The organism is Janthinobacterium sp. PSPC1-1 (assembly GCF_049897625.1).
Taxonomy (GTDB): Bacteria; Pseudomonadota; Gammaproteobacteria; order Burkholderiales; family Burkholderiaceae_D; genus Janthinobacterium; species Janthinobacterium tructae.
Genome location: NZ_JAFCWP010000002.1, coordinates 748,029 through 769,152 on the forward strand (window position 1 = coordinate 748,029; position 21,124 = coordinate 769,152).

The following is a 21,124-nucleotide window of genomic DNA, read 5'->3' on the forward strand; positions in this document are numbered from 1 at the left end:
GCGTTGTGGTGTCTGGCGCGAGGCGTATTAGCGTTGTGGAACGACAATCACCGTGTCGCCCGTATCGCCCGTCTTGCCCTTGGCGCCCGTGTCGCCTTTGGCGCCTGCATCGCCGGCGGTGCCAGCGTCGCCCTTGGCGCCATCGTTGCCTTGCATGCCGCTGTCGCCGGTCTGGCCCGTGGCGCCGGTGGCACCCGTCGCGCCGGCAGGGGCTTCAGCGCCCGTGGCGCCGGTAGCGCCGGCAGGACCAGGCGCGCCGGCCGGGCCGGGAACAACTTGCACGACGGTAGGCGCGGGTGGCGCTTCGCGCTGGCAAGCGGTCAAGGCGAGGGTAGAGGCGAGCGCGAGCAATATCAGGGTAGTTTTCATGATGCATCCTTTGGCAGTGTGCCGTTATGTACGGAACGGCTCGACGGCGTCGGGCGCGAGTTTCGCATGGCGGTGTGGTGGGGAGAGCTGGCCAGGTGGCCGTTGCGCCGTGTCGCGCAGGACGCTGGCGGCGGGAAGGGTGTGTGGTCTGCTTGCAGCATGGGCCCTTGGGCGGCTGTAGTCCGTACGTTTGCGTACATAGCTGGCGATGGATGGCATGACGTTGTTTGCAGGCGAAAACAAAAAAGCCACCCGAAGGTGGCTTTTTGCTATGTACTGCTGAATTCTTGGTGGCCCGGGGCGGAATCGAACCACCGACACAAGGATTTTCAATCCTCTGCTCTACCGACTGAGCTACCAGGCCAAGGCGGCGAATTATAGCAGAAAGACTTTCCACCTGACCAGAGCTAGCTGTGTTCAAATGCAACAGATGGCCAAAACATGGTGTTTTGGCATCCTTGTATGACCTGAAGGGATGTGGCGATGCAGCGATGTATGGGAGTGCCGGGCCTGGCGGCTGTGGGTTTGTTCAGTTTTTTTTGCGGCACGGCGCGGGCCGATGGCTTGGCCGATCTGAATGCGGCGCTGGCGCGTTTGCAGGGCCAGATGCCGATCAAGGCGCAGGTCGAATCGAAAACCTGGCGCCGCGAGGGCGAGGGCAAGGCGGCGGAAGACGATAGCGGCCAGGCCACGGTGGCTGTCGAGGGCGGGCCGGCGGGCTTGCAGGTGCTCTACAGTAAGGACTTGCTGGCGAAAGTGGAAGCCGAACAGCGCGCCAGGGTGAAAGATCCGAAGGGCAAGACGCCGATCGGCTTTGCGCTGGGGGAAATGAAGGCGACGGAGTTGCGCTCCATGGTGTCGGCGGCGGACGCCCTGTCGCGCGAAATCGAGGAAGCCGTGTTCAGCGGCGAGAAGATGGATAACTACAAGGGCAAGCCGGCGCGCCTGCTCAGCTTTACCTTGTCGCTCGACAAGGTGCCGGAAAAGGACCGCAAGTATGTGAAGAAGTTCGAGGGCGGCCTCGAGGTGTGGATCGCTGCCGACGGCACGCCGCTGGCCAGCCATTTTCACTTTGACGTCAGCGGGCGCGCTTTCGTCGTCATCAGCTTTACGCAAAAGATGGACGAAACGCGCCAGTATGGCGTCAGCGGTGACCATTTATTGTTGCTGCGCAAGGAAAGCCGGAGTGCCATGTCAGGCGCGGGCGAGAAGGTGGACAGCAAGATCATCAAGACCTTGCAGCTGCAGTCCTGACCTGTTGCAGAATCACGCAAGCCGCTGATCCAGCGGCTTTTTTACATCGCAGAGCTGCCGCCCAGGCCGCTCTTTTGCAGCACGCAACGTCCCGCTTCGCAAGTGGCGCCCGGATCCGTGACGATGGAGCAGGTCGACATCATGCCGTCCGCCTGCTGCTGCTTGCGGCTGGCCTCGGCTTGCGCCTGGGCCAATGCCTTGAGTTTTTTGCCGTCATAGTCCTTGCTGGACCAGGCCAGGTAGCGCTCGGGTCCGCCGCAGGCCTTGGCGCCGATGGCGAGGGTCTGGCATTGCTGCGTGGAATCGCAAGCAGCGGCGCCCACTTCCGCCTGGATTTGCGCCAGCAAGCTGGCATTGCCGGGCGCGGGCGGCGCATCTTGTGCGGGGGCGCTGCCGCAGGCGCTGGCGGCAAGCAGCAGAAAGCTGGCGCACGCGGCGCGCAGCAATGGCAACAGGGTGGGGTAGGTTGGCGTTTGCATGCCTTCATCATGTGCCACGCTTGCCCAAATGGCAAGCGCGATTCGCGCGCTGGACTATCCTTGATCCCCGTCATTTCCATTGCCAAGCAGTCAAAGTTAATATAAATCAACATCCAATCAGCGATGTACGGGTGGCAACCGGGCCGGTGCGCTGCATTCCCGCGCCGGCGCGTGCCGCCGATTCGGGAATGTTTCCAGGAGTTAGACTATGCGCCGCACTTTATCCCCCTTCCTCTTCATCACCAGCCTGGCCTTCGGCGGTGTGCTGCACGCCGCCGAAAAGGAACCGATCCAGCCCATCACCGCCGCCAAGGTGGCCAATCCGGCGATGGTCGAATTGGGCAAGAAATTGTTTTTCGACCCGCGCCTGTCGCGCTCGGGCTTTATTTCCTGCAATAGCTGCCATAACCTGAGCATGGGTGGTACGGACAACATCAAGACCTCGATTGGCCACAACTGGCAGCGCGGGCCCATCAATTCGCCCACGGTGCTCAATTCCAGCATGAACGTGGCGCAATTCTGGGATGGCCGCGCCAAGGATTTGCAGGAACAGGCGGGCGGTCCCATCGCCAATCCCGGCGAGATGGCTTTTACGCACGAGCTGGCCATCGACGTGCTGGCCTCGATTCCCGCCTACCGCTCGGAATTTCGGCAAGTGTTCGGCCAGGATAAATTGACCATCGAGCAAGTCACGCGCGCCATCGCCGCCTTCGAGGAAGTGCTGGTAACCCCCGGTTCCCGCTTCGACCAATGGCTGATGGGCAAGAAAAGCGCACTGACGAAAGACGAGCTGGCCGGTTACCAGCTATTCAAATCCAGCGGCTGTATCGCCTGCCATAACGGTCCCGCCGTGGGCGGCAACACCTTCCAGAAGATGGGCGTAGTGGAACCGTATAAAACGGCGATGACGGCGCAAGGGCGCTCGGCCGTGACGGGCAAGGATGCCGACCGTTTCAACTTCAAGGTGCCCACCCTGCGCAACGTGGAATTGACGTATCCCTACTTCCACGATGGCGAAGCGGCCACCCTGACGCAAGCCGTCGACGTGATGGGCCGTTTGCAACTGGGCCGCACCTTTACGCCCGATGAAAATGCCAAGCTGGTGGCTTTCCTGAAGACCCTGACGGGCAAGCAGCCGCACCTCGTGCTGCCGATCCTGCCGCCATCGTCGGACACGACGCTGCGGCCCGTGCCGTTTGACTGAGTAATTGGAGTGTGGGGGTGTCGGATTACGCGGCTGCGCCGCTAATCCGACCTACGCCTGAGCGAGTAGGTCGGATTAGCGAGGCCTCGCCTCGCGTAATCCGACAGTTTTTACCGAGCGAGCCGGGCAATGACGATTACTTCAAGGTTCTTTGGAACAACTGATAAATCCGGCGATACTCGTCATACCACGCTTCCGGCTGCACGAAGCCGTGGCGCTCCATCGGGTAGCTGGCCATTTCCCAGTTATCCTTTTTGAGCTCGATCAAACGCTGCGACAGGCGCACGGAATCCTGGTAAAACACGTTGTCGTCGATCATGCCATGGGCGATCAGGAGGTTGCCCGTCAGTTTGTCGGCGTATTCAATGGGCGACGATATTTTGTACGCTTGCGGATCGATGTCCGGCGTGTTCAGGATGTTCGCCGTGTACTCGTGGTTGTAGGTGGTCCAGTCCGTCACGGGGCGCAGGGCGGCGCCGGATTTGAAGATTTCCGGCGCGCGCATCAGGGCCATCAGGCTCATGAAGCCGCCATAGCTGCCGCCATAGATGCCCACGTTCTTGATGTCGCCCTGGTGCTGCTGCGCCAGCCAGTTGGCGCCGTCAATAAAATCTTCCAGTTCCGGGTGGCCCATCTGGCGGTAGATGGCCGTGCGCCAGGCGCTGCCGTAGCCCATCGAGGCGCGGTAGTCGACGTCGAGCACGATATAGCCTTGCTCTACCAGCAGGTTGTGGAACATCTGCTCGCGGAAGTAGACGGGGTAGCGCTGTGTCACGTTCTGCAGGTAGCCGGCGCCGTGGGCGAACATGACGATCGGATACTGTTTTCCTGCTTCCAGTGTTGCGGGCCGGTACAGCTTGGCCCAGATCGGTGCTGCGCCATGCGTGGACGGCACTTGCACCAGCTCCGGCATGACCCAGTTGCGCGCCTTGAAGGCGTCGCTGCGCGTATCCGTGAGGATATTCGCCTTGCCGCCAGAGACAGAAACCGTGGCCAACTGGGCCGGCACATAGCTGGTCGAATAGCGCAGCAGCAGCTTGCCGTTATCGGGCGACAGGCCGAAATTTTCCACGCCTTTCAAATTCGTCACTTCGCGCACGCCGCCATCGCTGGCCGTGCTGGCGCACACTTCATAGGTGCCAGGCGCTTGCCGGTTGCACATAAAATAGGCGCTCTTGCCGTCGCGGCTCCATTCGACGGCGCTCACTTCCCATTGGCCGCTGGTCAAGGCGCGCGCCGGGGCCGCGCCCGTTTTCGTGTACAGGTGGGCGTAGCCGCTTTCCTCGGAGAGGTACCACAGGGTGGCGTTGTCAGGCAGCCAGCCGAATTCGTCGGCGCGGCGGTTGACCCAGGCCGCGTCGCTGATGCGGTGCACGGGCACCAGGGCGCCATTGGCCAGGTCGACGTTGGCGATCCAGCTGTCCTTGTTGTCGATGGCGCGCACGCGCACGGCAACTTTGCTGCCGTCATCGGTCCAGGCGATGCCGTCGCGCTGGGCGTCGATGCGCACGGGACGGTTGCCTTTCAACGGCGGCAGCTTTTGCTCGGCACGCAGAAGCGCCAGCGGGTCCACGGCGATGCCGGGCAGGCTGTCGAAAGCGATGTCGCGCACCTGGCCCGTGCGCAGGTCGGCCAGTTTCAGGCTTTGCGCGATCGGCATGTTGCGGCCCACGCGCGTGCGCTCGTCGTCCGCTTCCGGGTAGCCCGTTTCCGTGACGTAGCGGGCCAGCTTGCCCAGCTTGCCCTTCTCGGCGGCCTTGTCCTGCGTGACGAACAGCAGCCAGCGGCCATCCGGCGACAGGGCGCTGCCGGAAATCGTGACTTTATCTCCCAGGTAGATCGGTTCCGGCGCGCGCGTGGCGTCCAGGCGTCGCTCTTCGTGGCGGCGCTCGCGGCTGGCGTCGCGGTCTTCCTTCTGGCGCGCCAGGTTGACGATCAGGCGCAACTGCAGTTCGCGCAGGGCGTCCGCTTCCGGCTTGGCATCCGGGTCCTTGGCCGCGCGCAGCAGGGCGACGGGGGCGCTCAGGCGGTCAACGCGGCTCCAGCTGAACCAGTCGCTGCCGCTGCGGTACTGCACCGCGCCGCCGTCGGCGGAATACTGTGGGTCGCTGATGGCCGAGACGCCGCGCGTGATTTGCGTCAAGGCGCCGTTTTTCAGGTCGCGCTCGAACAAGTCGCCGTTGCGCAGCAGGATGGCGCGCGTGCCGGCCCGGTTGACGAGCATCTGCTGGCCATCGAGATTGGCCAGCTGTGCGTCATCGACCTTCTTGCCGCTATTCAGTTTGGCGCTGGCGCCTGGCAATTGATAGGTGTCGCGCAAGGGCGAGCCGAGGCGCTTTTGCTTGTAATACAGCTGGCCATTCCAGCCCCACCACGCCGCTTCGACGGGTGTGCCGATCCAGTCGGGATCGGCCATGGCCTGGTCCAGGGTGATGGGCGTGGGCGCTGCAGTGGTGGAAGGGGCCGCATGCGCGGCGGGTAGCAGAGTTAGCAGCAGGAGCGGCAGCAGGGGAAGAACCAGACGCATCGGGGATCGCTTTAAAAAAGGGGATGGTGAAGGTACAGGCTATGAAGCCGGTATTTTAGCGGAGGAGTTTCGTACAGGAAATGTCGGAAAGCTAAGCTTACTGCCGGGCCAGCCAGGCGAGAAAGTCGGCTAGCGGCATCGGCCGCGCATACAGATAACCCTGCAAGCCGTCGCAATCGTGGGCGACCAGGAAGTCGGCTTGCTCCTGTGTTTCCACGCCTTCGGCCACCACGCGCAAGCCCAGGTGGCGCGCCATGGCCAATATCGCTTGCACGATGGCCGTGTCGTGTGGCGTGTCGTCGATGAAGCGTTTGTCGATTTTGAGTTCGTACAGCGGCATCGAGGTCAGGTAGGAGAGGCTGGAATAGCCGGTGCCGAAATCGTCGATGGAAAAGCGGATGCCCAGGGCTGCCAGTTCGCGCATGCGCGCCAGCGAGGCGTCGCGCTGGTCGATCAGCAAGCCTTCCGTCAGTTCCAGGATCAGGGCGCCGGCCGGCGTGCCGTGTTCGGCCAGCGCCGCCTGCACGCGGGAGGCGAAATCGGGCTGGCGAAATTGGGCCGGGCTAACGTTCACCGACAGGGCCACGGGCCGGCCGGCCTGCGCTAGCAGGCTGGCGGCGCGGCACGCTTCGCGCAGGGCCCAGTGCCCCAGCTTGACGATCAGCCCTGATTCCTCGGCGATGGGGATGAAGATGCCCGGTGCGATAAAGCTGCCGTCCGGCTGCGGCCAGCGCATCAGCATTTCGGCGCCCGTGACCCGTCCATGGCGGTCGACCTGGGGCTGCACGTGCATGCACAATTGGCCCATGTCGAGGGCGCGCGCCAGCGCCCGTTCCAGGGTCAGGCGACGCTCCACGTCCGCCTGCATGGCCGCTTCAAAGAAGGCGATGCCGTTGCGCCCTTCCGCCTTGGCGCGGTACATGGCGATATCGGCTTCGCGTAGCAGGTCGTGCGCCTGTTGCTGCGCTTTCGGCAGCAGGGTCACGCCGATGCTGGCGCTGCAATGATACGACTGCGCGCCGATCTCGAAGTCGCGCGCGATGGCGGTGCGGATTTTCTCGGCCACCTGGGCCGCCGCATGGGCGGCGCCGTGCAAGTCATCGGCCAGGTGCGCCAGCAGCACGACGAATTCGTCGCCGCCGATGCGCGCCACCGTGTCGGCCTTGCGCATCAGCTGTGCCAACCGTTCGCCCGCCAGGCGCAGCAGCGCGTCGCCCGTGGCGTGGCCGCGCGCGTCGTTGATGTGCTTGAAGTGGTCGAGGTCGATGAACATCAGCGCACTGATTTTATGGTTGCGCGGCGCGGCGGCCAGCAAGTGGGCGATGCGGTCCATCAGCAGGCGCCGGTTGGGCAAGCCCGTCAGCACGTCGTAGAAGGCCAGGCGGTGGATGTCCGCTTCCGATCGCTTGCGCTCGTCGATTTCGCGTTCGACAGCCACCCAGTGCGTTTGCCTGCCGTCCGCATCCGTAAACGGCACCAGTTCTGCTTCGACCCAGTACGCCTTGCCGGCCTTGTTGTAGTTCAGCAATTCCGCCCTGGCCGGCTGGGCGCGGGCCATGGCGGCGGCGACGCGCGCCAATTCGCCCGTATCGGTGGCGGGACCCTGCTGGAACAGCAGGCTGCGGCCCAGCACCTCGGCGCGCGCATAGCCGCTGCTGCGTTCGAAGGCGTCGTTGACGAAGATGATGCGCGTGGCCGATACCGTCCCGGCGCCGGGGCCGGGCGGCGCATCAGCCACTTCGGCCACTTCGGCGATCATCACCATGTCGTTCAGGCGGGCCAGCGCCGTGGCCGTCAAGCGCAGCTCGGCGTTGCGTTGCGACAGGGCCTGGCTGCTGTCTTCCAGGTAGCGCAGCAGGAAGGCGCAGGACAGGGTCAGTACGGCGGCGATAAACAGGAAGTTCAGGGCCACGATCAGCGCGCGCAGCACGGGAGAATCGGGCGTGCCCGGCAGGTGCAGGGCGACGTCGGGATGCAGGCCCAGGAAAAAGATGGTCAGCGAGGTCAGGGCCAGGGTTGACAGGGCGGGCCGCATGCCCAGCAGCAGTGCCGCCAGCACGGGCATGAGCATCATGTAGATCTGGCTGACGGGGCCGATTTTCAGCAGCAGGCCCACGCCTACCAGATAGGCGACGATGAGGAATTGCCACACGCGCCAGCGGTAGGGCATGGCGCGCAGATGCCAGATGACGCCGACCCAGCCGATGGCCAGCAAGTCGAGGGCGACAATGGACCAGATGGCTTCGCTCGCGGCCAGCAACGCGCTGGGAATGGCCGTCACGAAGCCAAGCAGCAGCACCACCTGCAGCAGGTGCTTAAAGACCTGGCCGCGCCAGTGCGCGAGATCGTTCGACGCCGCCACGCTGCCGTCCTTTCTCCAGAATGCCGTGTAACCGTACTGAGCAGTAGGTTGATTAAATACTACGCGTTATCTTTCTCCATGTCATCTTGATCATTAAGCATGATTGCCGGCGTTCAACGTTCAACGTTCAGCCTTGTCGACGGATGCATTGATCCATTCGTAGGGCATGATTACCTTGCTGGCGACGGGCTTGCCGTCCAGCGTTTCCGGCTGGAAGACGCACTTGGCCAGCGCATCGCGGGCCGCCTGGTCGAGGGCTGGATAGCCGCTGGAGCGGATGACTGCCGCTGCGCTGACCTTGCCATCCGCCTCCACCGTGAAGTGCAAGGTCACTCTGCCTTGGGCGCCGCGCCGTTGCTCGCCCGGGGGCCAGGCTGGCTGGGGGCAAGCAGCCGGCATGCTGGCCGGCACGCGCACGGCAGGTGCCGCGACCGGCGTCGGCGTGGCCGTGTGACAGCCGCTCAGGACGATGGCGAGGCAGGCGGTGGTCAGCAGGCTGCTGACAGAGGAAGGGGGCAGGCGATAGGGCAAAAGGGAACTCCAGGCGGTGGGGACAAAAAAAAGCCAGCCTTTCGGCTGGCGCTATGGGGTGAAGCGTACACTGGCGCTACGAACCGGCGCTTATTTCTTGGGTGCGCTCAGGCATTCTTTCATGAATGCCTTGCGCGCGTCGCCCTTCATGTCCTTGGCGTCGGCATTGCACGCTTTCATCTTGTTTTGCTGCGTCATGGCAGGTGCTGGCTTGGCGCTCAGGCATTCTTTCATGAAGGTTTTGCGCTCATCGCCCTTCTTGCCGGCGGCATCGGCATTGCAGGTGGTCATTTTCGACTGTTGCGCCGTCTTGGCGACTGGGGCCGCTTCCGGTGCGGCGGCAAAGGCGGTGCTGGCAAACGCGGCAGCGATGCAGAGGGCGATTAATTGTTTCATGGCAAATCCTTGTAGACGCAGGCGATGGAAGGGGACATGCAATCGGCAGTTCACTGCCGATATGCAGAACGTAACTAACTATATGACATTTATCAACAAAATTTCCACTCGTGTGTGTCTTTTTGTTACTGCCAGGCGCCATGCGTCCACCGGCCGGCGCGGGCAGTCATTCTGCGGCGGCAGCGGCCCTGTTTTTTGCTATGCTAGCGTCTTTCCACCGGCCGATGCCGCTGCCTTGGCCGGCGCACCCTCAATACGGAGTAGTTATGGTCTCGTTGCAAGAGCAGTTTTTAAAGGCCGGTCTGGTCGACAAGAAGAAGGTCAAGCTGGCCAACCAGGACAAGAGCAAGCAGAAAAAGGACGAGCGCAAGAGCGGCACGCAAAGTGTCGATGAGGTGCGCCTGGCCGCGCTCGAGACGCAGCGCAAGAACGCCGAACGCGCGCGCGAGTTGAACGCCCAGCGCGACGCAGCCGCCAACCAGAAAGCCATCGTGGCGCAGATTGCGCAAATGGTGCAAAAAAACCGTCAGAGCAAGGGCAACCACGGCGAGCTGCCGTACAACTTCACGTTTAACAACAAAATCGAGCGCATCTACGTGACGGCCGCCGTGCAGGCCCACCTGGTGGCGGGCCGTTTGGTGATCATCTGCCTGGGCGGCGCCGTGGAGCTGGTGCCGCGCATCATCGCCGACAAGATCGCCGAACGCGATCCCGCCATCGTCGTACGTGTAAAACAGGCCAGCACGGAAGTGGACGAGGACGATCCGTATGCGGCGTTCCAGATTCCCGATGATTTGATGTGGTAAGAACGATGTGTGGCTGGCCGCAGGCGGCCGCCTTGCGTGTTGAGAGCGCCAACCTTCGGGTTGGCTTTTTTTCGCGTTAATTCTGTGCGACAGGCAGGTCAAATCCTGCAGGTAATCGCCCCAGGATATCGCCAGTGATGCCGGAGTAAAAAATAATGCTGGCAAGCGAACTAGACGCTTAAGAAGCTTACACTATGGCTTCCCTTTCTCAAATCTTTCAGTAATCTAGCGAGGCCACATTTCGCGAAAAATGGAAAATCGCTATAGTTTCGTCCCATAGATACCAAGCAAAGGTTAATATCTCCTGGCCGAGGCCTATTTGCCGTCAACCAAGTAGTGCTGACTGACGGATGAACTATGTTAGATTTTGCAGCTAACTTAGTGCGGAATGTACTGTCTATGCCGAACACAAGCTCTACCGTTCGCCTGACTTGCTCTACGAGATGGCTTAAATGGTTAGATGCACCGACATGCTTTATGAAAAACAAAGTCATCGTCGGCTCGTGAAATAAGTCGCAAAATTCGAATTTTGACTGTCCTCCTCCAAAGTGCACATTTTTTGCATCATACAGATATAAACCATTGCCGGGGCTAATACACGAAGCGTTATAGACGCCTTCTACGTCGGTGCCGTTCCAGGGTCTTAAAGGATGAGTGGAAGGCGTAGCTAGTGTGGCCAGCTCAGCATTTACCGTGGTTATGAAATTGTGCGATGCTTCATACCACCACCCCGCAGACAACACGTAGTGGGTAGGAGTGCCCGTGGCACTTGTTATCGTTGTTTCAAAACCGATGCAATCAAACAAACTTGACTTGGCTATCTCTTGGTCTTTTTCATCTAGAAAATGTACTGGCGTACTATGCGCATTGATTAAATCTGCGGTTTTACCTAAGCCATTTAAATAGCCCACCCAATTCCCAATCATCAAGTAGGGAGAAGAAACGCGACCGCTTTTGCCTATTTTTGTCAATCTTCCGATTGCGTAGGATGTAGCATAAGGTATTGACGTATTTTTTTGTGTCGGTGCAACAAGTATCGTCGTGAGAACCTGTGTCGTATTTTTTAAGTGAGTATCTAAGTTTGTATTTAGCGTTGCGAGAGTTAGATTATCATTCACGAGGTGAAGGTTATCGATCTCTGGCCATTTTGTCTTGTAGTCTGTTTTTTGCTCCAATAAAATTATAAGATCTAACGTTAAACTCAATTTTTTGAAATTTATACTCGCCTTTAGCGAAACGCCACCTCGAATTTTTGAGCCCAAGAGTAACTCGGTCGTTGCATCTGGCCTGCCCTCAATCATGTGAACAAGATCTCTGTTACCTTCAATGGAGAACTTCCCTACCGACGTCGGCATTGGAGACCGTTCATTTGACAGGTGCCATGCTGCGAAAACTTGCTCGGCTTTCACCTCAGTTAATTGGTCCCGGCTAATGCAGTTCAGTGCGACCCTCATCCCAAAATTTGGCTCTAGCCATATATTCTTCAACTTGGCCCAAGCATGCCCAAAGGTAAGTACAAAATTGCGATTTTTGTATTTGAGCGTAAGTATTCCGCCGGGATGTTGTCCGGATAGATCTATGACTGTCCCGGGAGGTAGCAACGTCAATACATGGCTTAACCAACTGGGCGGGGCCGGATCATCCGGAACCGGTACAAAATATCCCTCTAACTCAGACGAGAGGACGATTTGAGTACCCGTACTCGCTGGGAAACTTGTCTGAAAAGCTGACAAGTAACGATCGCGCAGCAAAAAGATGCTAACTTGTTGGTGTGGCTCTTCATCTGCAGCGGGAGTGCTCACGATCAATTTCTTTCTGATGATTTTCTTTTCTGAATTGCATTATTTTGCCTTGATTCTTTTTGAGAAAACTATCGAAATGTCACTATAGCGGAATTGTCAGTGATCGAGTGTCGCAACTCTTCACCTAAGGAGGGGGAGTCTTGAGGGCGCCACGTGTGCGGCGCTGGTTGTTAATGTAAAGGCCGATGAAAAAATAGACCGACACAAGACCCGGGCATTGTTGTTAAATTGCACTGAACATTGACCCGGAATTTGCATTGAATTCCGACCTGTCCTGTTTCGCTGAAATTACTCTGATCGGAGTCTGGACCTCCTTCCTCTTCCTATTGGCTGTGTGGATGCTCGTTTGCCCGATGAATTGACTCTCTCAGTTGCCCAACCTTCCACTATCTGGCAAGCGCTACCACGTGGTCATATGATCCTTAATAGCCTAGCTTTTTAAGGTCGGCGTGAATCTGTTTCAAACTGCGGCGCTGCTTACTCGGCTTGCTCATCTCGGCCTTAAGCCAACCCGATAATTGCAGAGAGTATTTGTCTAGCCCTCTCGCTATACGGCGTTCTGCATAGCTGGGCTCAGTGATTTTCGAGCGTAAATAACGTCGAACGGTATTGCGGGAGATGCCTAGTCGCTTGGAGATATCTCGTAGGTGAATCTGGTCACGAATGTGCCAGCGTCGAATTATGCCTAGTAAAGCCACGTTGATCATTCCGTTCTCCTGCCGATGAGACAGGTCGAATTGTGCTCTTCGCGTTGGTCAGATTCAGTTGATGCACTGACCGGCTGTCCTGATCGAAGGAATTCCTGCTCAATCCTACAGCGGTTGGTCATTCGATAGCGGCGCTGCGGAGCGACGGTTGGGCCGCATGGACAATTGGACGGTTCGGTCGGCTGCGCGGCCTTGCGGGAAATGTGCCGGAAATTGACCGGATAAGAGGAGGTTCGATTCCGGAAACAAAACGCCGACCTGCATGGGTTGGCGTTCTGCTTGGGACTGTTCTTGGTGGCACGGGGCGGATCGAACCACCGGCACAAGGATTTTTAAGTCGAACGCCAGCTTATCCTCACTGGTTGGAAAAAGTCGCGTAGATATGCGCAAGGATGATTTACGTTGTTCCGAATTGAATCGGACACGGAATTCACATCACAAACCCTTCATCCAAAGCCCCGTTTGCCACAGTCCCACAACGATGGTCAGCACCGTTGCGAATAGTCCCACTCCTTTTGCCGCTCTGCTTTCGAAGATCTTTTCCAGCTTAACCCCGTATCCCTTCGACATGGTTTTCAGTTTGCCATTTACTAGCTTGCGCATCGCGGAGCTAAAGAATCCAACTTTGGAGAGCGTCGAGGCGTGCATGCGCAGGAATTCCATATTCTCAAAAGCAGTGACTTCCTCCTTGCCGTCAAGGAAATCGCGATGTCTCCCACTATTGTTTTCCATGAGAGAGGTCATTTTCGGATGTTTTGCATAATCGGCGCCGTAACGGTCGGCGATCAAATCATTCAGATTCAATCTGCGCTCCACGGCAATGACGCTGGCGTCTGTTCCACCTAACACACGATAGCGATGTTCCAGATGCTCAAATCCAAATGCAAGATTTCGCATGTTCCAGTGAACCCAGTATTTGTCACGACGGTCGCGGATGAATTTGTAGAACTGAGTCAACAGCGCAAGCTCAACTTCATCAAATCTTGGTAAAACTTGATCTCGAGGAATATGCATCTCTTCTGCTATTGAGTGAGTAGAAAAACTAACTGATTGCCCACTAGCGTAATGATTGATGGCAATGGAAGTTACGCGCGGGGAAAGCGCAGCATTATCGTCGTTTAGGTTTTGGCACGAGTAGTGGATGATGTAAAAATTGTCGGGATTGGACTTGACCGATTTGATGAACTGATGGCTGTCAACAATACTCACTGCGCGCCTCGCGAAAATTTTCAAGAGCTACTTTGGCCGCGAGATAATAACTGCGCGCGCCTGGGCCAGCCATTGTACTGGTAATGTGTAAAAATACAATGAAAGTTGACCTCGGGGAAAACTGCAATGTAATGACCCCAGTGCTTAGGTTGGATTAGCTAGAGATGTTAGAGATGTCCGTTGGACGTTTGGACGATTCTCGGGCGGTTGTGTGGAGCTGGGTGGGGGCCAGGAAATAGGCCGGACGCGAGGACTTCCTATTCCACAAACGAAAACGCCAACCGGCGAGGGTTGGCGTTCTGTAGCAACTTATTCTTGGTGGCCCGGGGCGGAATCGAACCACCGACACAAGGATTTTCAATCCTCTGCTCTACCGACTGAGCTACCAGGCCAAGGTGGCGAATTATAGCAGACCGAAACGGGAATGCAAGAGCCGGCGACGACTTTTCCCGGATTTCCTGCATGGTCATCACATTACTTGCCTGTGGATCAAATATGATTTGATATAAACGGTATTTTTCTCAATAAAGGATGGGCGCATAGTGTGCTCATCGTTACTGACTTGAGAGGACTGCCGCATGAATACCCCCACCAATCACACCGCCATCCCTGAAATCGGCCTGGGCACCTTCCGCCTGCAGGGCCAGGTCGTCATCGATTCCGTCACCACGGGCCTCGATGTCGGCTACCGGCATATCGATACGGCGCAAATCTATGGCAATGAAGCGGAAGTGGGCCAGGCGATCGCCGCCAGTGCCGTCCCGCGCGACGCGCTGTTCGTCACCACCAAGATCTGGATCGACAACCTGCAGCGCGACAAGCTGATTCCCAGTTTAAAAGACAGCCTGCACAAGCTGCAGCTGGAACAACTGGATTTAACGCTGATCCACTGGCCCTCGCCGCAGGACGCGATTCCCGTGGCCGAGTACATGGCGGCGCTACTGGAAGCCAAGGCGCAGGGGCTGACCAGGACCATCGGTGTGTCGAATTTCACGAACGCGCAGCTGCGGCAAGCCATCGATACGGTGGGTGCGGCAGAAATCGCCACCCAACAGATCGAGATCCACCCCTTTCTGCAAAACCGCACCGTCATCGAGTTCGCGCGCAGCCAGGGCATCCACATCACGGCTTACATGCCGCTCGCGTATGGCAAGGTGGTCGCCGACCCGGTAATCGCGGCCATTGCGGCAAAGCACGGCGTGACGCCGGCGCAAGTGGCCCTGAGCTGGTCGCTGCAGCAGGGCTTTGCCGTGATCCCGTCGTCGACCAAACGCGCCAACCTGGAAGCGAACCTGCATTCCCAGCGCATCACCCTGTCACCGGACGAGATGGCGCAGATGGCCACGCTGGAGCGGGGCGAGCGCCTGGCCAACCCGGACGGCCTGGCGCCGCAGTGGGATTGATATGGGAGCCATGACAAAGTTGGGGCAGGGCGGTTTCAGTATTGGCCTGGAACTGCCGCTCGATAATGACTGGTCGTCCACGGGGCGCCAGGCGCATGCGGCCTCCGGCCGCGTGCCGGGCGAACCCGATATGCACCAGCATGCGGCGCTGGCAAAGCTGGCCGACCGCCTGGGTTTTCGGGCACTGTGGCTGCGCGACGTGCCTTTGTACGACCCGTCGTTCGGCGACGCGGCCCAGGTCTTCGAGGTGTTTACTTACCTCGGCTACCTGGCCGGCATCACGGAGAACATCTTGCTGGGCACGGCCGCCGTGGTGCTGCCGCTGCGCGAACCGGTGTTGACGTTAAAAGCGGCGGCCAGCGTCGATCAGTTGAGCGGCGGGCGTTTGCTGCTGGGCGTGGCCAGCGGCGACCGGCCCGTCGAGTATCCCGTGTTTGGCCGCGACTTCGACCAGCGCGGCGCCACCTTCCGCGAGCAGGTGGCCATGCTGCGCGACTGGGGAGAAATGCGCCTGCCGCCTGGCATCCGTTTGCTGCCCAAGCCGGCCGCGCCGTTGCCGCTGCTGGTGGCGGGGCTGGCGCAGCAGTCGCCCGCCTGGATCGGCGCGCAGATGGATGGCTGGCTCGCCTATCCGGGTACGCCGGACGACCATGTGCGGCGTGCGGCGCAATGGCGCGCCGTGGCTGGCGACGACAAGCCGTATGTCAGCTTCATCCACCTCGACCTAGATGACGATCCGCACATGCCGCTGCAGCGTTTCCGCTTCGGCGGGCACACGGGGCGTGATGGCCTGATCGCGGAGCTGCATGCGATGCGCGCGGCAGGCGTGCAGCATATCGGCTTGCAGCTGCGGCAGAACCGCCGCCCGTTGGCCGAGACCTTGCAGGAGATCGCGGAATATGTGCTGCCGCATTTTCACGCAGAAGGAAATAGTCCATCCGTCTGAGCGCTTGTGCCCCGCACGATGTTGCCGGATAATTAAGCACTCAACGCCGCTTGTGAACCCGAAGTTCATGCGCGGCGCTTTTTCATGGCGGAACCGGCGGGAGCAGCGATTGAAAGTAGGTCAGAGGGTGAAATGGCAACTGGGAGTCATGTCCATGCTCGTCCTGCACATGGTTGCCACGCAGGCGGGCGAGGGCGACGTGCTCGCGCTGGCGCGGCTGTGGAGCGAGGCGCGTGCTACGCATCCGGCCCTGGCCGATGGCGCCATCGACTGGGACCGCGCACTGGTCTCTGCGCTGCCGCAACTGCAGGGCAAGGATAGTGAGGCCAGCTTGCGCGGCGCCGCCACCACCATGATGGCGCCTTTGCATGACGGCGCGCTGCGCGTTGGCGTGCCAAGCCAGGAGTTCGTGCGCTGGCCGGCCGATGGCGCCGTGCTGGAATGGCTGCCCGGCGATACTGCGCTGCTGCACCTGCACCCAGGCATGCGGATTGATGCGGCTCCGTTCGTGCTGCCGGCGCGTGCCAGGCGGGTGATCCTGGACCTGCGCCCGATCGCTGAAGTACCGTCCATGCCGTCGCCAGTCATGCTGCACGCCGTGCTGGCCCAGTTGATCGGCCAGCCGCTGTTGCCGCCAGCGGGACGCTACCGCTTTTCAACGGGGCCACGGCCGCAAGATCCGCAGGACTGGGAAGGCATCACGCCCGGTTTCATACAGATGGAAACGCAGCGTCTGCAGCCGTCGGCCGGTGCGCGCGCGCTGTCCATGGTGGCGATCGTGAACGATACGCAGCCTGTGCCAGGCACCTTGCTGGCTTTGCAGCGGGCAGGGCGCGCGCGCATCGTGGCCGAGGAAGGGGCGTGGCGCAGTCGGGCCGGCCCGCTGCAAACGCTGTGGCTGGCCGAAGGCCTGCCGGTGGAGTTTTCCGCAGGCCAGCTGGTCTGGCCAGACGGCAGCGTGGCGCTTTGGCATGCCGACCAGACCTTGCCCGAGGACCGCGCCACGGGCAAGGGCAGTATGCCTGTGAAGGCGGCGCTGGCGCTGCTGGCGCGCCCGGCCCGCACAGTGTCGCCTGTGGCGCAAGCGGCCATCTACCCCGTGCGGCAGGATGATGCCGTGTATCGCGACATGCGTTTTCCACAGCGCGAATGGCGCATGTTGGCGGCGATCAAGCTGTGGGCAACCATGGATAAGTACTTTCCCGCCCGCCGTCTGATGGACACTTCCTGGGAAGAGGCCCTGCGGGTCTGCCTGCGGCGCATGGAAGAGGTACGGGACGCCCGAGAATATGGCCTGGCGCTGCAGGCGATGGCGGTGCATCTCGATGACAGCCATGTCGGTACGGCCAGCCGGGCACTGGGCTGGAACGAGCGTACGCATGGTCTGCGGGTGCAGCTTGCGCGCATCGACGGACATATCGTGGTTGCCGGCGTGACCGACCCCGCGCTGGAGCGCACTGGCCTGCTGCATGCGGGCGATGAAATCATCAGTATCGATGGCGAAGACGTGGCCGTGCGCCTCGCGCGCTTGCGCACCATGACGGCCGCCTCGTCAGATGCGGGGCACTGGCGCAAGGCCATGTATGAGATGTTGATCGTCCCGGCCGGGAGCAAGGTGCAACTGCTGCTCTCTGGCGGCGATGGGGTACGGCGCACAGTGACACTGGAGCCAACGCCGCTGGACGATGTGCAACCCTTGCGCCATGCCTTGCCAGGCGTGCGGGTGGAACAGGGTATCGCCTATGTCGACCTGGATCGATTGCTGCCCGAAGAAGTCGACGCCATGTTTGACACCATCCAGGATAGCCGCGCGCTGATTCTCGACATGCGCGGCTACCCGCACGCGACAGGACGCGCCATCGCCAGGCGCCTGAATGTCAATCATGCCGCCTTCTTTTCCACCTCGTACCAGCAGCTGGCAATGCCGTTGGAAGCGGGCCATGGCGCGCAACTGGCGTATGTGGACCCTATCTTTCCCGCGCGAGGGCCGCTGTACCGCGGCAAAGTCGTCATGCTGATCAACGAGCAAACGCAAAGCGCGGCCGAACACCTGGCATTGATGCTGGAGGCGGCGACGCCCGTCACTTTCATCGGTACGCCCAGCGCGGGGGCGAATGGCGACTTGCGGGAAGTTGTGCTTCCTGGAAATGTCCATGTCTGGTATTCGGGCCTGGAGGTGCGCCATGCGGATGGGCGCCAGCTGCAAAGAGTGGGCGTGCAGCCGCATATCCTGGTCGCGCCCACGGTGGCCGGCTTGCGTGCCGGGCGCGATGAAGTGCTGGAACGGGCGCAGGCATTTCTACGCCAGGATCAAGAATAGTCAAAATCTTTGGCTTCCCCCGTTTTCTCAGGCGCGCAAGCATGCTGAATCGGGGGCGGCAAACGCTATAATGGCCGCATGAACAGTCCCACTCCCCCCACCATGCGGCGCTTCATGCACAGCCACAGCGACGTTTGCATCGTCGGCAACGGCGCCATCGCGAAAACCACGGCGCTGGCGTTTGCCCAGGCAGGACAAAGCGTCACCCTGTTATCCCCGTTGAGTCCGCCGGCGCCCGCATCCCCTTCGGCCGCCAAGCCGGTCGAAGCCAGTTGGGATGTGCGCGTGTATGCGCTCAATCACACGGCGCACCAGTTGCTGTCGTCGCTGAAGGTGTGGGGCGCTTTGGCGGCCGACAGGGTGGCGCCCGTCGACGCCATGCTGGTCAACGGCGACGGCGCGCAGGCGGGCGGACTCGGTTTCGATGCCTACGGCGCCCATGTGGCTACCCTGGCGTGGATCATCGAAGACCGCAACCTGGGCCAGGCGCTGGACGCCGCCCTGAAATTCGCGCCGAACGTCAGCGTGCTGCAGGGCCGCGCCAGCCGCCTGGAATGGACGAACGACTCGGCCATCGTGCACCTCGATGGCGGCGACACCATCACCTGCGCGCTGGTGGTCGGCGCGGACGGCGCCCAATCGTGGGTGCGCGGCCAGTGCGACATCGGCCTCGATTACCGCTCCTACGGCCAGCGCGGCGTAGTCAGCAACTTCGCCTGCGAAAAGCCGCACCATGGCGCGGCCCACCAGTGGTTTACGGGCAGCGAAGGCATCGTCGCGCTGCTGCCGCTGCCGGGCGAGCGCGTTTCACTGGTCTGGTCTGCGCCCGATGCGCTGGCCGATACCTTGATGTCCGAATCGGCCGACGCCCTGGCCGCGCGCCTGGCCGCGTATTGCCAGGACAAACTTGGTAAACTCACGCCGCTGCAGCCGGAGCTGGTGCGCGCGTTTCCCCTGACCCTGATGCGCCCGCACGCCATGGTGGCGCCGCGCGTGGCCCTGGTGGGCGACGCCGCCCACGTGGTGCACCCGATGGCTGGCCACGGCATGAACCTGGGCTTTGCCGACGTGGCGCAGCTGGTCAAGACGATCAGCGAGCGCGAGGCGCACCGGGGCATCGGTGACGAGCGCGTACTGGCCCGCTATGCGCGCGCGCGCAAGGAAGACGTGCTGCTGATGCAGCTGGCCACCGATGGCCTGGCGCGATTATTCGGCGCCGATCTGGAACCGCTGCGCGTGGTTCGCAATTTGGGATTAAACTTGCTGGATAAATTACCAGCCCTGAAGCGGAAAATGATTTCGCACGCATTGGGGCATCAGTGAAAATCAGTAAGTCTTAAGATATCGCTGGATAATGGTAGCAGTGAAAATTCAAGGTCGCCGCAGCTGGTCTGCGGCGATCGTTTTGTCAAAGAGATAACGACGTCGGGCCAGGGCCAGTTCCGTCAGGCGTTTCAAGTGGAGAAGTGATAGTGATAACAATGAACAGAAGCATGAGCAAAATCGCTTTGCTGATGGCCTCGGGCCTGATGATGTCGTGCGCCGGCGCGGAAACGCCAACGGAAGCGAGCATCAAAAAGCTGATCGAGCCGCGTCTGGGCGAAGGCGCCAAGGTCGATTCGGTCAAGGAAACGCCGTACAGCGGCCTGTACGAAGTGCGCACCGGTGGCGATATCCTGTACACGGACAAGGCCGCGCAATACCTGTTCGTCGGCCACGTCTTCGATGCCAAGACCTCGCAAGACCTGACCAAGGTGCGCCTGGACGAAGTCAACCGCATCAAGTTCTCCGACCTGCCGCTCGACTCGGCCATGAAATCCGTCAAGGGCAACGGCAAGCGCGTGATCGCCGTGTTCGAAGATCCGAACTGCGGCTATTGCAAGCGCTTCCGCCAGAACGCGCTGAAGGAAATCGACAACGTCACCGTCTACACCTTCATGTACAACATCCTGTCGCCGGACTCCATCGTCAAGTCGCGCAATGTCTGGTGCGCACCGGACCGCAACAAGGCCTGGGATGACTGGATGTTGAACGGCAAGGCGCCGGCCACGGTCGCCGCCACTTGCGCCAATCCGCATGAAAAAATCCTGGCCCTGGGCCAGCAGTTGCGCGTCTCGGGCACGCCGGCCATCTTCTTTGCCGACGGCAGCCGCATTCCGGGCGCAGTCGATGCGAAAACGCTGGAACAGAAATTCTCGACCATTAAGTAATCCGGGCTGTCGCCAGGAAGGCTGGACGGCGCGCCCTCGCAAGGCGCGCTTTTTTTTGTACTTTTTTCCGCTGTCGTATCATCAAGTGTTGTTTGTAGACGCCATAACAATCCAAAAAAGGGGAAACAGCAGATGATTACCTTGAATATCAACGGACGCGACACGCAGGTCGACGCCGATCCTTCCACGCCCATCCTGTGGGCGCTGCGCGATAACCTGAACATGACGGGCACCAAGTTCGGTTGCGGCGCGGCCCTGTGCGGCGCCTGCACGGTGCATCTCGACGGCCAGCCCATCCGCTCCTGCATCACGCCGATTTCCTCGGTCGGCGCACAAAAGATCACCACTATCGAAGCGATGGAAAACGACCAGGTGGGCAAGGCGGTGCAGGCGGCATGGGTGCGCCACGACGTACCGCAATGCGGCTACTGTCAAAGCGGCCAGGTGATGAGCGCCACGGCGCTGCTGCGCAGCAACAAGGCGCCCAGCGATGCCGACATCGACGGCGCCATGAGCGGCAATATCTGCCGCTGCGGCACCTATCAACGGATCCGCGCGGCCATCAAGGACGCGGCCAAGACCCTGGCCTGAGGAGAACG

General features: G+C 60.4%; 17 protein-coding genes and 2 tRNA genes. 9 read left to right on the forward strand and 10 right to left on the reverse strand.

Going from position 1 to position 21,124, the window contains the following annotated elements; all coding sequences use genetic code 11:
- Positions 1-27: 27 nt before the first annotated feature.
- Positions 28-369, reverse strand: coding sequence for a collagen-like protein (locus tag ACP7EG_RS10870; RefSeq protein WP_426087599.1), 342 nt, complete (start codon positions 367-369; stop codon positions 28-30).
- 288 nt (positions 370-657) lie between these two features.
- Positions 658-733: transfer RNA gene (locus ACP7EG_RS10875), tRNA-Phe, on the reverse strand.
- A gap of 131 nt (positions 734-864) precedes the next feature.
- Between ACP7EG_RS10875 and ACP7EG_RS10880 the strand changes: the two genes are divergently transcribed.
- On the forward strand, positions 865-1,623 hold the full coding sequence (locus tag ACP7EG_RS10880) for a hypothetical protein (protein ID WP_426087600.1): 759 nt from the start codon (positions 865-867) through the stop codon (positions 1,621-1,623).
- Between the two features lie 41 nt (positions 1,624-1,664).
- Here the strand turns inward: ACP7EG_RS10880 and ACP7EG_RS10885 are convergent, their stop codons facing one another.
- Complete coding sequence (locus tag ACP7EG_RS10885) at positions 1,665-2,102, reverse strand: hypothetical protein (RefSeq protein ID WP_426087601.1); 438 nt, start codon at positions 2,100-2,102, stop codon at positions 1,665-1,667.
- 208 nt (positions 2,103-2,310) lie between these two features.
- On the opposite strand from ACP7EG_RS10885, the gene ACP7EG_RS10890 reads away from it, so the two are divergent.
- Positions 2,311-3,306, forward strand: coding sequence for a cytochrome-c peroxidase (locus tag ACP7EG_RS10890; protein WP_426087602.1), 996 nt, complete (start codon positions 2,311-2,313; stop codon positions 3,304-3,306).
- Between the two features lie 136 nt (positions 3,307-3,442).
- Here ACP7EG_RS10890 and ACP7EG_RS10895 read toward each other — a convergent pair whose 3' ends face one another.
- The 4 genes from ACP7EG_RS10895 to ACP7EG_RS10910 all read right to left on the reverse strand — a co-directional run bounded on the left by ACP7EG_RS10895 (position 3,443) and on the right by ACP7EG_RS10910 (position 9,122).
- Positions 3,443-5,833 (reverse strand): prolyl oligopeptidase family serine peptidase, encoded by a 2,391-nt coding sequence (locus ACP7EG_RS10895; protein WP_426087603.1) that lies wholly within the window; start codon positions 5,831-5,833, stop codon positions 3,443-3,445.
- Between the two features lie 97 nt (positions 5,834-5,930).
- Positions 5,931-8,195, reverse strand: a complete 2,265-nt coding sequence (locus tag ACP7EG_RS10900) for a putative bifunctional diguanylate cyclase/phosphodiesterase (RefSeq protein ID WP_426087604.1) — start codon at positions 8,193-8,195, stop codon at positions 5,931-5,933.
- Positions 8,196-8,315: 120 nt separating this feature from the next.
- Positions 8,316-8,726: an energy transducer TonB gene (locus ACP7EG_RS10905; protein WP_426087605.1), complete on the reverse strand. Its 411-nt coding sequence runs from the start codon at positions 8,724-8,726 to the stop codon at positions 8,316-8,318.
- Between the two features lie 90 nt (positions 8,727-8,816).
- Entirely contained in the window at positions 8,817-9,122 is a 306-nt protein-coding gene (locus tag ACP7EG_RS10910) for a PsiF family protein (RefSeq protein ID WP_096233722.1), read from the reverse strand.
- A 266-nt stretch (positions 9,123-9,388) separates the two neighbouring features.
- Between ACP7EG_RS10910 and ACP7EG_RS10915 the strand changes: the two genes are divergently transcribed.
- Positions 9,389-9,928 carry a DUF2058 domain-containing protein gene (locus ACP7EG_RS10915; protein WP_071079601.1) on the forward strand — a complete coding sequence of 180 codons (540 nt, stop codon included), beginning with the start codon at positions 9,389-9,391 and terminating at the stop codon, positions 9,926-9,928.
- A 170-nt stretch (positions 9,929-10,098) separates the two neighbouring features.
- Here ACP7EG_RS10915 and ACP7EG_RS10920 read toward each other — a convergent pair whose 3' ends face one another.
- The 3 genes from ACP7EG_RS10920 to ACP7EG_RS10930 all read right to left on the reverse strand — a co-directional run bounded on the left by ACP7EG_RS10920 (position 10,099) and on the right by ACP7EG_RS10930 (position 14,038).
- On the reverse strand, positions 10,099-11,730 hold the full coding sequence (locus ACP7EG_RS10920; protein ID WP_426087606.1) for a TIGR04141 family sporadically distributed protein: 1,632 nt from the start codon (positions 11,728-11,730) through the stop codon (positions 10,099-10,101).
- Positions 11,731-12,872: 1,142 nt separating this feature from the next.
- Positions 12,873-13,646, reverse strand: a complete 774-nt coding sequence (locus tag ACP7EG_RS10925) for a hypothetical protein (protein WP_426087607.1) — start codon at positions 13,644-13,646, stop codon at positions 12,873-12,875.
- A 316-nt stretch (positions 13,647-13,962) separates the two neighbouring features.
- Positions 13,963-14,038 (reverse strand) — tRNA-Phe (locus ACP7EG_RS10930).
- Positions 14,039-14,224: 186 nt separating this feature from the next.
- Between ACP7EG_RS10930 and dkgB the strand changes: the two genes are divergently transcribed.
- The 6 genes from dkgB to ACP7EG_RS10960 all read left to right on the forward strand — a co-directional run bounded on the left by dkgB (position 14,225) and on the right by ACP7EG_RS10960 (position 21,116).
- A complete protein-coding gene (gene dkgB / locus ACP7EG_RS10935; protein ID WP_426087608.1) occupies positions 14,225-15,049 on the forward strand; it encodes a 2,5-didehydrogluconate reductase DkgB in 825 nt (274 codons plus the stop codon).
- 1 nt (position 15,050) lies between these two features.
- The gene (locus ACP7EG_RS10940; protein ID WP_426087609.1) at positions 15,051-15,995 is read left to right on the forward strand and encodes an LLM class oxidoreductase; all 945 of its coding nucleotides are present in this window, start codon (positions 15,051-15,053) and stop codon (positions 15,993-15,995) included.
- Positions 15,996-16,143: 148 nt separating this feature from the next.
- Positions 16,144-18,315 (forward strand): S41 family peptidase, encoded by a 2,172-nt coding sequence (locus tag ACP7EG_RS10945; protein WP_426087610.1) that lies wholly within the window; start codon positions 16,144-16,146, stop codon positions 18,313-18,315.
- Between the two features lie 78 nt (positions 18,316-18,393).
- Positions 18,394-19,638, forward strand: coding sequence for an FAD-dependent monooxygenase (locus ACP7EG_RS10950; RefSeq protein WP_426087611.1), 1,245 nt, complete (start codon positions 18,394-18,396; stop codon positions 19,636-19,638).
- 170 nt (positions 19,639-19,808) lie between these two features.
- Complete coding sequence (locus tag ACP7EG_RS10955) at positions 19,809-20,525, forward strand: DsbC family protein (protein ID WP_426087612.1); 717 nt, start codon at positions 19,809-19,811, stop codon at positions 20,523-20,525.
- A 132-nt stretch (positions 20,526-20,657) separates the two neighbouring features.
- Positions 20,658-21,116 (forward strand): (2Fe-2S)-binding protein, encoded by a 459-nt coding sequence (locus ACP7EG_RS10960; protein WP_071079595.1) that lies wholly within the window; start codon positions 20,658-20,660, stop codon positions 21,114-21,116.
- The last annotated feature ends 8 nt before the right edge of the window (positions 21,117-21,124 follow it).

Coding starts and splice junctions, on each gene's coding strand:
- ACP7EG_RS10870 (WP_426087599.1), bottom strand. CDS start 369: ATGAAAACTACCCTGATATTGCTCGCGCTCGCCTCTACCCTCGCCTTG.
- ACP7EG_RS10880 (WP_426087600.1), top strand. CDS start 865: ATGGGAGTGCCGGGCCTGGCGGCTGTGGGTTTGTTCAGTTTTTTTTGC.
- ACP7EG_RS10885 (WP_426087601.1), bottom strand. CDS start 2,102: ATGCAAACGCCAACCTACCCCACCCTGTTGCCATTGCTGCGCGCCGCG.
- ACP7EG_RS10890 (WP_426087602.1), top strand. CDS start 2,311: ATGCGCCGCACTTTATCCCCCTTCCTCTTCATCACCAGCCTGGCCTTC.
- ACP7EG_RS10895 (WP_426087603.1), bottom strand. CDS start 5,833: ATGCGTCTGGTTCTTCCCCTGCTGCCGCTCCTGCTGCTAACTCTGCTA.
- ACP7EG_RS10910 (WP_096233722.1), bottom strand. CDS start 9,122: ATGAAACAATTAATCGCCCTCTGCATCGCTGCCGCGTTTGCCAGCACC.
- ACP7EG_RS10915 (WP_071079601.1), top strand. CDS start 9,389: ATGGTCTCGTTGCAAGAGCAGTTTTTAAAGGCCGGTCTGGTCGACAAG.
- dkgB (WP_426087608.1), top strand. CDS start 14,225: ATGAATACCCCCACCAATCACACCGCCATCCCTGAAATCGGCCTGGGC.
- ACP7EG_RS10940 (WP_426087609.1), top strand. CDS start 15,051: ATGGGAGCCATGACAAAGTTGGGGCAGGGCGGTTTCAGTATTGGCCTG.
- ACP7EG_RS10945 (WP_426087610.1), top strand. CDS start 16,144: ATGTCCATGCTCGTCCTGCACATGGTTGCCACGCAGGCGGGCGAGGGC.
- ACP7EG_RS10950 (WP_426087611.1), top strand. CDS start 18,394: ATGAACAGTCCCACTCCCCCCACCATGCGGCGCTTCATGCACAGCCAC.
- ACP7EG_RS10955 (WP_426087612.1), top strand. CDS start 19,809: ATGAGCAAAATCGCTTTGCTGATGGCCTCGGGCCTGATGATGTCGTGC.
- ACP7EG_RS10960 (WP_071079595.1), top strand. CDS start 20,658: ATGATTACCTTGAATATCAACGGACGCGACACGCAGGTCGACGCCGAT.